The organism is Bradyrhizobium sp. ISRA436 (assembly GCF_029910015.1).
Lineage (GTDB): Bacteria > Pseudomonadota > Alphaproteobacteria > Rhizobiales > Xanthobacteraceae > Bradyrhizobium.
Window position 1 is genome coordinate 5,804,954 of the sequence record NZ_CP094519.1, and the last position, 11,330, is coordinate 5,816,283.

At 57.7% G+C, this 11,330-nt stretch carries 8 protein-coding genes; 3 read left to right on the plus strand and 5 right to left on the minus strand.

Annotation, left to right across the window (positions count from 1 at the left end; all coding sequences use genetic code 11):
* Positions 1–138 precede the first annotated feature (138 nt).
* The gene (locus tag MTX23_RS27105; RefSeq protein ID WP_280973228.1) at positions 139–324 is read left to right on the plus strand and encodes a hypothetical protein; all 186 of its coding nucleotides are present in this window, start codon (positions 139–141) and stop codon (positions 322–324) included.
* A 643-nt stretch (positions 325–967) separates the two neighbouring features.
* On the opposite strand, the gene MTX23_RS27110 is transcribed toward MTX23_RS27105, so the two are convergent.
* The 3 genes from MTX23_RS27110 to MTX23_RS27120 all read right to left on the minus strand — a co-directional run bounded on the left by MTX23_RS27110 (position 968) and on the right by MTX23_RS27120 (position 5,230).
* Positions 968–2,185 carry a pyridoxal phosphate-dependent aminotransferase gene (locus MTX23_RS27110; protein ID WP_280973229.1) on the minus strand — a complete coding sequence of 406 codons (1,218 nt, stop codon included), beginning with the start codon at positions 2,183–2,185 and terminating at the stop codon, positions 968–970.
* Between the two features lie 123 nt (positions 2,186–2,308).
* The gene (locus tag MTX23_RS27115) at positions 2,309–3,976 is read right to left on the minus strand and encodes an acyl-CoA dehydrogenase family protein (RefSeq protein WP_280973230.1); all 1,668 of its coding nucleotides are present in this window, start codon (positions 3,974–3,976) and stop codon (positions 2,309–2,311) included.
* A 12-nt stretch (positions 3,977–3,988) separates the two neighbouring features.
* Complete coding sequence (locus tag MTX23_RS27120) at positions 3,989–5,230, minus strand: CoA transferase (protein WP_280973231.1); 1,242 nt, start codon at positions 5,228–5,230, stop codon at positions 3,989–3,991.
* A 203-nt stretch (positions 5,231–5,433) separates the two neighbouring features.
* Between MTX23_RS27120 and MTX23_RS27125 the strand changes: the two genes are divergently transcribed.
* Both MTX23_RS27125 and MTX23_RS27130 read left to right on the plus strand, forming a co-directional pair.
* On the plus strand, positions 5,434–8,109 hold the full coding sequence (locus tag MTX23_RS27125; protein ID WP_280973233.1) for a 2-oxoglutarate dehydrogenase E1 component: 2,676 nt from the start codon (positions 5,434–5,436) through the stop codon (positions 8,107–8,109).
* Positions 8,110–8,158: 49 nt separating this feature from the next.
* Positions 8,159–8,818 (plus strand): RraA family protein, encoded by a 660-nt coding sequence (locus tag MTX23_RS27130; protein WP_280973234.1) that lies wholly within the window; start codon positions 8,159–8,161, stop codon positions 8,816–8,818.
* A gap of 84 nt (positions 8,819–8,902) precedes the next feature.
* On the opposite strand, the gene MTX23_RS27135 is transcribed toward MTX23_RS27130, so the two are convergent.
* On the minus strand, positions 8,903–9,892 hold the full coding sequence (locus tag MTX23_RS27135; protein WP_280973235.1) for an IclR family transcriptional regulator C-terminal domain-containing protein: 990 nt from the start codon (positions 9,890–9,892) through the stop codon (positions 8,903–8,905).
* A 546-nt stretch (positions 9,893–10,438) separates the two neighbouring features.
* Positions 10,439–11,302, minus strand: coding sequence for a formyltetrahydrofolate deformylase (purU, locus tag MTX23_RS27140; RefSeq protein WP_280973236.1), 864 nt, complete (start codon positions 11,300–11,302; stop codon positions 10,439–10,441).
* Positions 11,303–11,330 lie beyond the last annotated feature (28 nt).

Below are 11,330 nucleotides of genomic sequence, written 5' to 3' on the forward strand. Positions count from 1 at the left end.
ATCCTGGCTTGGGTAAGAGTACGTCCGTCATTTGTCGGCCCCAGGCCGGCTGATCGGGATTTCGCGCTAGGCGTGGCGTTTCGGCAGGCCATGGAGCGCCTCGCCGGGGAGATACTCCGATACTCCTGAGCACACCCAGTGCTTGAACTCGACCCGGTACGTGTGGTGCTTGGCCATGGACTGCTTTCGTCCTCGCAATTGTCGCCCGTGACCGCGGCGGAGGATATGGCGAAGCTGCAGAAAGGACCTCCCGGAACTTATCTGTTCGAGGCCGCCACCGTTCTGCTTTATCGGACGAAGAAATGGTCCACCCTGAAGGCCTGAGGAATAGCTTGCCAAGCGGATGGGCATGAATAAGGTGAAAGGTCGCCATCGCCCGGAAGATCGCCGTAATCCTCCACTGGGTCTGCCTCGACGGAACATCGTTCTATTGGGGACAGGCAAAGACGACCTGATCATATCTTGCGAGTTTCTGGCCCGATTCTCGAGGGACCGGCGATGTCCCGTTCAGACTGTGTTGTGGCGACCTCGCTCAATCAACCGATGGCGCCTCGTCCGCGCTCCGCTGGACAGATTGAGGCGCCCGACCGGCTATCATCATAAGGCGCAGCGCGACCGAAGAAAGGACCATGACTCCAGCGAAACCATCAACTAAAGATCATCCAATCCCGACAACCATCCGGCGCTCGCCCGTCCGATACGCGCATCGCCACCTCAGCCGCGCGCCGTCTCCGCAACTCTGACCAGCTCCGATGGGACGATCGCTACCGTCGTGCCGGTGGAGTTCAAAAGGGAGAGCTTGCCAATAAACCGCAATTAAGGGGCCGATTGACAGCCGACGAACTCGGCGTCACCACCAAATCATCCGACGCCTCAAAGAGAGAAAAGATCCTCCCGCGACCAGGTTGTTCAGGGCACCCCCCTATCAGATCAGGCCACGTGCTGCGCGAAGTGAGGGGCAGGTGGATCACCCGGCAATGCAATCGTGACAAAAGGTGATGAGGCGCTCGCATCCTGTTCGGACAAGATCGTCTGCAGCAGCGAAGGACATCCGCAGATAGGGCGAAAGCCCAAATGCTGAGCCAGGAACCACCGCTAGGCCCGATTCCAACAAGGACTCTGCGACTTCGATGTCGGACATCATTGTGTGGCCCCCGGGCGATCTATTGCCAATGAGTCCCGATACGTCGATCCAGAAATAGAAGGCCCCCTGAGACGGGAATACAGAAATGCGATCCGATCGTTGCAAAATTTCGAGTCCCAGTCGGCGACGACGCTCGTAGGCCTGCACACACTGCGCAGGAAAAGCCTCCGCCTTCATGAGCGCCATGGTCGCCGCAGCCTGTCCGACTACGCAGCCTCCGGATGTGAGGTGAGACTGAAGGTTGATCATCGGGCCTATCAGCCAATCGGGAGCGGCTGCATATCCGACACGCAAACCTGTCATCGCGTGACCTTTTGAAAATCCGCTGCAAAGTACAGATCGGTCCAGCAGCCCTGGTTCAGCCCCGACAATATTTGCGTGCTTGTGGCCGTCGAACAGGATGTCTTCATAGATATCATCCGACAGAACTAGAAGTCGCGGATGGTCGGCAACAACGCGCGCTATCTCGGCAAGTTCGCGTTTGGAGTAGACTGTGCCCGTTGGATTGGCTGGGGAATTTATGACAAGCCAGCGCGAACGGGGGGTGAGCACCGCTCTGAGTTCCTCCGGTGTAATCTTGAAATAGTTCTTGGCTGACGTTTGCACGATTACTGGCGAGCCCCCGGCTAATCGGGCCATTGCGGGATAGGACACCCAGTAAGGCGCCGGAATGATAATTTCGTCGCGGGGCTGAGTGGCGACCATTAAGGCCTCGGCGAGCACCTGCTTTGCCCCTACGCCGATGAGAATATTCTGGACCAGATAATTAAGTCCGTGCCGACGCTTGATGCCACGAGCGACTGCTTGCCGGAGCTCGGGCAGACCGGCCACCGGACCGTAGGACACCTGTCCAGAAGCAAGTCGATCAATGGCTGCCTGCAGTCCAGGCTGCGAGGGCGACATGTCCGGCTCCCCGCCCGCTAGGCTGACGATGTCTCGTCCGCTTTGTTTAAGTATTCGCGCCCTATCCATCAATGCAATTGTGGGCGAAGATCCCGCGGCGAAAACTGCTTCGTTGATGACAGTGTCAATCTGCGTCATAGACAATCACCACACTGTAACGTGTACTTGGCCTTGGCCAGACTGTCTGGCGCTCCCCAACACTGAACCCATTAGGGATGTAGACCGGCATTCCATCTTCCTAGGAGGAGCGACCATCCATCCTCACGCGGTGCCGCTGCTAAGGAGGCCGCGTGCAACGACTTGCGCCTGAATTTCGGCGGCCCCCTCAAAGATGTTGAGTATCCGCGCGTCGCAAAGAACACGGCTGATTTCATATTCAAGGGCGTATCCATTGCCGCCGTGAATCTGTAGCGAAACGTCGGCTGCGGACCAAGCCACCCGAGCTGCAATCAACTTAGCCATTCCGGCTTCGATGTCGCACCTGCGGCCGGCGTCTTTGGCTCGCGCGGCGCGATACATCACTTCTCTTGCCAACAGGATCTCCGCCGTCATCGTCGCGAGTTTGTCCGATATCCGTGGAAACTCCGCAATGGCCTTGCCGAACTGCCACCGTTCCATCGCGTAGGAAAGTCCGAGCTCGAGAGCTCGGCGCGAAACCCCGACGGCGCGAGCCGCTGTCTGGATACGCGCCCCTTCAAACGTGCGCATAAGCTGTTTAAAGCCGTGGCCCTCTGCATTCCCGAGGAGACCGTTCGGGGAAACTTCGAATCCATCGAAGGCGATGTCGTATTCCCGCATTCCTCTGTAGCCGAGAACCTTAATTTCGCTTCCGCTCATCCCTCGAACCGGAAAGGGATTATCGGGAAGACCACGCGGCTTCTCGGCGACGAACATCGAGAGCCCTGAATATCCGGAAGATTCCGGTAGAGTACGGGCGAGCACTGTCATCAAGTCGCTTCTGGAAGCATGCGTGATCCAGGTCTTCGCGCCGAAAATGCGCCAGCTTCCATCGGATTGACGCATAGCGCGCGTCCTAATACTGCCGAGATCCGATCCCGTGTCTGGCTCCGTGAACACGGCTGTCGGCAGGAATTCCCCTGAGGCGATTTTCGGAAGCCACTTGCACTTTTGGGCCTCGGTGCCGGAGTGGTTTATTAGCTCGGCTGCGATTTCGGACCGAGTCCCAAGCGACCCCGCGGCGATCCAGGCGCGACTGAGCTCCTCAGTAACCACGCACATCGCGAGTTTGCCGAGTCCCAAGCCGCCGAAATCAGGGGCGATGCAGACGCCAAAGATTCCAAGGTCGGCAATCTCCTGGACGATCTCGTCGGGGATAAGAGCGTCCTCCAGGTGCCACTTGTGTGCTTTCGGGAGGATCCGTTCATCGGCAAACCGTCTGACTTCGGCTCGAAATGCATCGAGCGTCTCATCGTCAAGCCCGTCGTGTAGGCGGTGACCTTCGGTCAAAAGCTTAGTCAATTCCAAGCGTACACGCGACCAGTCTGCACGCACAAATTTGACAACACAATCGTTCGTTGCCAGATCCGCGGCCGCTTGGGACAGGTCAAGCTCCGAAGGTCGGACAATCTCATTCTGCGTCATCGGAACACCGCCGATGAGTTGCCCAAGGTACTCGGAGAAGGCGACAATGACCGCGCATTCGCTCAGTCGGTCGAGCCCGCCAGACGAAACGCGCCGCCTGCTCCAGTCTGCAGTCGCAGATAGGCATTCGCTGAGTGCCGCGATCCAGGCAAAGCCATGAGCGGCTCGTTGTCTTCGATCGAGCTGGCCCGCGGAAATACGGCCGTCTTTAATGACGAATTGAGAAAGCGCGGCTTTCGCCGCACCGACAAACTGCTTTGCAGCTGCGGCGGCTCCGATCGCGGTCGCCACCAAGCGCTCGGCACGGAGCTGTTCTAAAGCTTCCATCCTTTCCGTTCCTTAGATTGAAGAAACAGGGTGGCTCGCCAAGCGAATCACGCCACGGTCATGAAGGCTCCCAAGAGCGGCGCCGGGAATGCGAAGGATTGTGGTCAGCACTTCTTCAGTATCCTCGCCCAAGGTGGGGGCTGGCGATGGATCGCAACGAGCTTCGCCTGAAAATGAAGCCGGAAAACCGGGTGTCGGATACGCGCACCCGCTTGGATGTTTCACGGTTGCGAAGATTGGGTTAGCTTCAACAAAATTCGGATCCTCAGTGAGCGCTTCGTGCACGGTCCTGTAGACACCAAAGCAAACCGCCGACGATTTAAACCGCTGAGAGAGAGCCGCCAAAGCGTACTGCGCCACAGCCTGCTCGACGATTGCGTCAATGCGATCTCGGTGCAGGAAGCGGGCCCCTTCGTCTGAGTCCAGTGAAGTGCCAACTTCCGATTCGAGCGCGCGGATTGGCGCTTCCAGATCGAGAGCGGTTATCAACGCCTTCCATTGTTTGGCCGTCAGCGCGACGATCATGACGCGCTTGCCGTCGGCGCAGCCAAAATCCCGACCAAAGCCGCCGAACAGGCTGTTGCCGAATTTGGGTCGGTCTGCGCCAGAGATCGCGACCTCGGCGATCTGTCCGAGGTTGCCTAACGTTGCAGCCGCAACGTCGCTCAGGGGTATGCGTATATGCTGGCCGAGTCCCGTCCGCCTCCGATGTTGTATAGCCGCAAGGACCGAGACTGCAGCCGTCGAACCTGCGAGCAGGTCCCATGCGGGAAGTACGTGGTTTATGGGAATTCGATCACCGCCTTGTGGTCCAGTCATGTAGGGAAAACCAACCGCACAGTTCACGGTGTAGTCGACGGCCGAAGTGCCATCGGCATGGCCGAGAATGCGGGCGGTCACGAGGTCTGGCCTGACACTACAAAGACTCTCGTGCGAGAGGAAACCGGCCTCTGGATAGTTAGTGACGAAAATTCCGCTGTCTTTGCCTTCGGCAGTGATGATGGCAATTGCTAACTCACGCCCCTCTGGCATTCCCAGATTCAGGGCGACGGACTTCTTTCCTTTGTTCAGGCCTTCCCAGTAGAAGCTGTCTCCGCCGGGACCGAGCGGCCAGCGTCGATAGTCGGGACCGCCGCCAATGGCCTCGAACCGGATGACCTCCGCTCCAAGTTGGGAGAGTATTAGCGTGCAATATGGCCCCGCAATGAAAGAAGCACCTTCGACAACCCTGACACTCGACAGCAGCCCGTACACGACTCTCATCCTTCTAGACCGCCGCGACCGCGGCGAGCGTCTTTGCATCCAACCGTTGACCGGGAGCCTCGCGCAACTGGGCAAGCCGAGAAAATTCACCAGATGAATATATGATCCAAAACTCGTATCGCTGATCGAGGAGCGCGGATATCGATCGTCGGCGATGAGAGGCACTGGACGCCTTGCTAATGAGCAATCGACTAATGAATCTGCCGCTTTCCGGTGACAGCTCCTTTTTCCTGAACTTGTACGCTCGGTACCTGAAAGATCCCCAATCAGTACCTGTCGACTGGGCAATTCATTTTGAGTCGCTCGATGACGCCCAGGCTCCCGCAATTGGGCAAGACGAGGCGGCGACAGCGGCGTTCGTGGAAGCATTTCGTTCTTATGGCCATAAGGAAGCGCAACTGGATCCACTCGGGTTGGCGCCGACCATTCACGTCCCCGAACTTGCTCAGGCAAAGGATCATGTAGGCTCCGGGCCGGTTAAGCTATCTGTGGCAGGTAGCTCGATCGAAGTGACGAAAGAGAGAGCGGAGGAGATTCTTCGCCAAGTGTATTGTTGCCATGTGGCGTTGGAAGCGGCTCATCTCGATGATCCAGAGGATCGTGCGTGGATTTACGATCTCTTCGAGAAGGAGGTTCTTGCCGAGCCTGACGAGCGCGTCATGACCTCGGGTTTGGAAGCTGTACTTTTGGCAGATGAATTTGAGAAATTCATCAAGACCAAATGGCCGACGAAAAAGCGCTTTGGCATTGAAGGCTCCGAATCTTCCGCAGTAATTCTGAAGGAAATCCTGCGCGAGGCTGCGAGCGCGGGTCAGACAGAAGTTGTGGTCGGGGGCATGCATCGTGGTCGGCTGGCAACGCTTGCAACAGTATTCGGCAAGTCCTTGCCCGGCTTGATTTCGGAGATCAAAGGACGAGACATCACGGCGGGAGACGAGCGCTTTACTGGCGATGTTCCCTATCACAATGGTCTTGCTGGAACTGTGGACATGGGATGCGGAGCCGTGGAAGTGCGCGTTCTCCCGCATCCGTCGCACCTGATCGTAGTTGCGCCAGTAGCAACTGGAGCAGCGAGAGCTCGCCAGGAGTTGCAGGAGCGTGAGGGCGCTCCTGGGAGCGTCCTTCCTCTTCTGATGCACACGGATGCAGCCTTCGCCGGCCAGGGTCTCGTCAGTGAACTGCTGCAAATGGATGGCTTGGCCGGCTACTCGCCCGGCGGGACAATCCATCTTGTCGTCAATAATCAGATCGGGTTCACGACATTGCCCGGAGAAGGTCGCTCAACGCGCCACCCAACTGATCTCGGAAAGGCGTATGACATTCCGATTCTCCATGTGAATGGAGATGATCCGATCGCTGCTGCAGCTGCGGCACGCGTTGCCTACGCATGGCGACATCGCACTGGGCGAGATGTGATCATTGATCTCGTGTGCTATCGCCGAAACGGGCATAACGAGCTTGACGAGCCACGCTTTACGCAGCCCGTAGCCTCCGCCGCGATCGAAAAACATCCCAGCTTGAGAGCGCTTTTTTCCGAGCACGTCCAAACTCGCTCGCGCGACGCTTTCGAAACCGCGGATGCTGGGCGAGCAGAGTTCGCGCGACGACTCACTGAGGCCTACGAGAGCCACGAGAAGCTGCGACTGAACGACGTTCTGGCCGAAACGACCGTCTTCCCAGAGACGGAGACCGGGTGTGGCTCGGAAACTGATCCTCAGACGGGCATCGATTCCGAGACGCTTCTCAATTTGGGCAGGGCTATTACTAACATACCAGACGATTTGGTGCCGGATGTGAAAGTTCGCACCTTCTTGTCGTATCGATGGAACACCATTCAGAAGGGCTCGGATATTAATATGGCTACGGCAGAAGCACTCGCTTTTGCGAGCCTGCTTCACGAAGGCACTTCGGTTCGTCTGAGTGGACAGGACTGCATCCGTGGTACGTTCACGCAGCGTCATTTGGCAATCCACGACGTGCGGGATGGCCGGATATTTGTACCGTTGAGCACGCTTGCCCGCGACGGGATCCGTTTTGACGCCGTCAATTCGCCGCTGACAGAGTACGGCGTGCTCGCTTTCGAATATGGAATGAGCCTTGCGGATCCAAACCGGCTCTTTGTTTGGGAGGCCCAATTCGGCGATTTCCTGAACGGCGCGCAAGTCGCGGTAGATCAATACATCGTAAGCTCCGAATCGAAGTGGAAGATGCGATCGTCACTGGTTATCGCGCTGCCGCATGGGTTGGAGGGCCAGGGCCCTGACCATTCGTCGGCTCGCATCGAAAGAATTCTTCAAAGCTGCGCCCACGAGAACATCAGGGTTGCGCTCCCGTCCACGCCCGCGAACCTGTTTCACCTGCTGCGCCGACAACAGCGGAGCGCGCAACGGATTCCCCTTTTTCTTATGGCGCCGAAATCTCTCTTGCGCGAAAAGGCATGTCGATCGGCGCTATCGGAATTGGCGTCCGGGACAAGGTTCCGCGCAGTCATCACTACCGAGGCTTCGGGACACTGTAACCGGATCGTTTTTTGCACAGGGAAGATCTTCTATCTCCTCAATGAAATGCGTTTGCGCGAAGGCGTGTCGGACGTCGCCTTGGTGCGCATCGAGCAGCTTTACCCGTTTCCGAGCAAAGACATCACTGAGGCGCTCGCCAAGTATCCAAAAGCCGAATTAGTTTGGTGCCAAGAGGAACCGGAGAATCAGGGCGCCTTCTACTACATGGACAGAATGTTCAGAGAAAATGTGCGCCGGCCTCTGGGCTATGTCGGGCGGCCTCCGATTGCTCCGGCCGCGGGCGGGTCGATCGATCGACATGAACGAGAGCAAGCCGAAATCGTTGCAGCTGCCATACGACGGGCTCGCTAGGATGCAATAAGCCACACCTTAAATCGAACCTTGGAAAGCGGAGTGTGCAATGGAAGAAATGAAGCAGCGTGATTCTATTCTCGAACGCGCGCGCCGCCTCGCTACGGCGACCTTGGGAGATGCATTGGACGCGTTTGACATTCCTGGCGTCATGTCGGGAATCACCCGGAGAACCGGAAGTGGAAGAGTCGCTGGGTTTGCCCAGACGATGCTCCAGCAAGCTGCACCTCTTGGCAGTTTTTCGTTTGAGGACTTTGCTGTCGGATCGGCCTTCGATGCGACCTCCCTCAACAGTGTGCTTGTTGTTGATATGGGCTCGGCTGACGTTTCAACTTTTGGCGGACTTGCCGCGCTCACGCTCACCTTGCACAAGGCGGCCGGTGCTATAGTGGACGGTGGATGCAGGGATGTTGAGGAAATCGCACGCCTCCGGCTGACTGTTGCGAGTCGAACGGTTACGCCCCGCACTGGCAAGGGTCGGCTGCGGATTGTTTCACGAGGCGAGGCCATTACCTGTGGTGGGGTTTGCGTCCGCCCAGATGATTTGGTCGTCATGGACGACACAGGAATTGTGGTGGTGCCCCAGGACAAGATTTTGGCAGTACTGACCGCGGCTGAGGAACTGGATCGTCGCGACGCGGATTTTGCAGAGCGCTTGAAGACCGACGGCAGCTTCGCTCGCGCGGCGGCCTCGCTCAAGCACGCGTGAGAGCAAGTGCGGATGGAAACTTACCGCTATCGCGTTGGTCGGCATCTCGTTGGATGCACTGAAGGTGGTGCAGAGGCGAACACGTCACTGTCCATCAGCAACCAACCGATCGCGGATGCTAACCGCAGCCTTCCTGAGACTTGGAAGAATCGTTTGTAGCAACCGGCCCCTCTCACCCGCGACCGTCAGTACCAAACTACTTATAGCGACCAGAACCTTTCCGTCCTTTGTCAGAATGGGAACGGCGACCGCCCAAATCCGAGATTGATAGACCGCTTCCAGGTACTCTTCGTCTGCGAGCGCGTGCCCATCTCGACGGATTTGCGCAAGTCTCGCGTCGAGCCTCGACGCGATACGAGGGTCCGTGTCCCAACGTCCTCCCGTTTCTCGTGCACGGGAAAGCGCTGCCTCGCGCTCTTCTTCGGACATGAACGCCACCGTGACCAGTCCTACACCGGTGGCCAGTAAGGGGATTCTTGCGCCTCTTCGACCGGGCAAGGACAACCCGAGCGAAGCGCGATTGCTATACACTATGACCATTGCATCGCGATCGAATACCGCGAGATTCGATGGCCAACCAATCTCAATGTGCATCTGGTCGACAATGGGAGACGCAATCTCAATCAGACGCGATTTGGTATCGAAGCCCCGGCTGAGCGTCAGAGTTCGACCTGTCACCAGGTAGGTCGATTTCCCGGCTTGGCGATAGACGTAGCCCTCCGCGACCAAAGTCTCGAGCACGCGCACAACTGTCGGCTGTGGGAAGCTGCACTTTGAAACAAGCTCTGCAATTGTGATGGGCCCGTGCTCGCTGATAGCCCGCAACACCGCAAGACCCCGCTGAATTGCTCGGACCGGCTCGTAGCATGGCACAACTATTTCCTCGACCAAGATTAAGCATCGGTCCGTCACCGCGCCGATGTTTGGTGTCAGCAGCTTATCGCTAGCAAGGGCGTAATAAGTGATCTGTCGGGCAATCGGCGTCCAAAACCCGGAAGGGGAGATGAAGGTCGGGAAGATATGTGTGTCCCGCCACATTGAGATAATGAGGAGCGTAAGTCTGAACCGCTGCATCGCATCGACGTGCCATTTCGTACACTCTTATGAACGCGAACGACTGCTGAAGACCAAGATGAAGCAATAATTAGGCGAGTCATGCGTTGCCGTCTGGGGCTCAATTCTACAGAGCGGGCTTCGCTCCGACCGAGGGCGAGACGTCTTTTGCCGCACGGCTGCGCTTTTTTATGATGACACAGGCAAGACGCAGATCGTCACACTAATGGAGAAATTGCCGAAGAAATTCGATCCGTAGGCGCATTGAGATGCAGTTTTTCTTTGTGGCGGCTTGAAGACTCACGTGTTGATCTGCGGGTGACCACAATTTCTGCACCTAATTAGGACTGCAGCTCGCGCAAAACATAAGAAGCTGCGCCTTCCGAATTGAAGCTAGGCCACACAGCGCGGGGTCCAGCTGGTAGAGCGATGCAAGAGAAGCTCTTATGCGGTTGACGTGCGGCCTGACTCTTGCACACCTGGAGTGTCATAGTGAGTGCCTAACACATGTCCGTTGAAGGACATCCAGTCCACGCATCTTCTCGCTATCCGACAGTCCGTTGTCGATCAGCCGGTGAAGACGACGGCTTTCTTGCCGTTGAGCATCACGCGACCCTCGAGGTGATGCCGCACGGCGCGGGCCAGCACGCGCCGTTCGATGTCGCGCCCCTTGCGGACGAGATCATCAGGCGCGTCGCGATGCGAGATTCGTTCGACATCCTGCTCGATGATCGGCCCCTCGTCGAGATCAGGGGTTACGTAATGCGCGGTCGCGCCGATCAGCTTGACCCCTCGCTCATGCGCTTGGTGGTAAGGCTTGGCGCCCTTGAACCCCGGCAGGAAGGAGTGATGAATGTTGATGCAGCGCCCTGTCAGCTTGGCCGAAAGCCCGTCAGACAGGATCTGCATGTAACGCGCGAGGACGACGAGATCGGTGTTGGTTTCCTGCACGAGCTCCCAGATCCGGGCCTCCTGCTCCATCTTGGTCTGCTTCGTGACGGGTAGATGGTGGAACGGCAATTCGCCGAGATCGGTCGAGGCCAGATGTTCGCGGCTGTGATTGGAGACGATCGCAGTCACATCCATCGGCAGTTCGCCGATGCGCCAGCGATAGAGCAGATCGGCCAGGCAATGATCGAATTTGGAGACCAGCAACATCACCCGCTTCTTGGTAGAACGCTCGCGCAAGCTGAACGTCATGGAAAAGCGCGTGACGAGAGTCTCGAGCGAGGCGGCGATCTCGGCCTTCGACTTCGCCTGATCGAGGCGGTCGAAGACCACTCGCATGAAAAAGCGGCCGGTCTCGGTATCGTCGAACTGCTGGGCGTCAAGGATATTGCACCCCGCATCGAACAGAAGACTGGAGACTGCTGAGACGATGCCTGGACGGTCGGGGCAGGACAAAGCGAGGATCATCGAGCGATCGGACATAGCGGTTACCACCGGGAGCGGCCCTCTC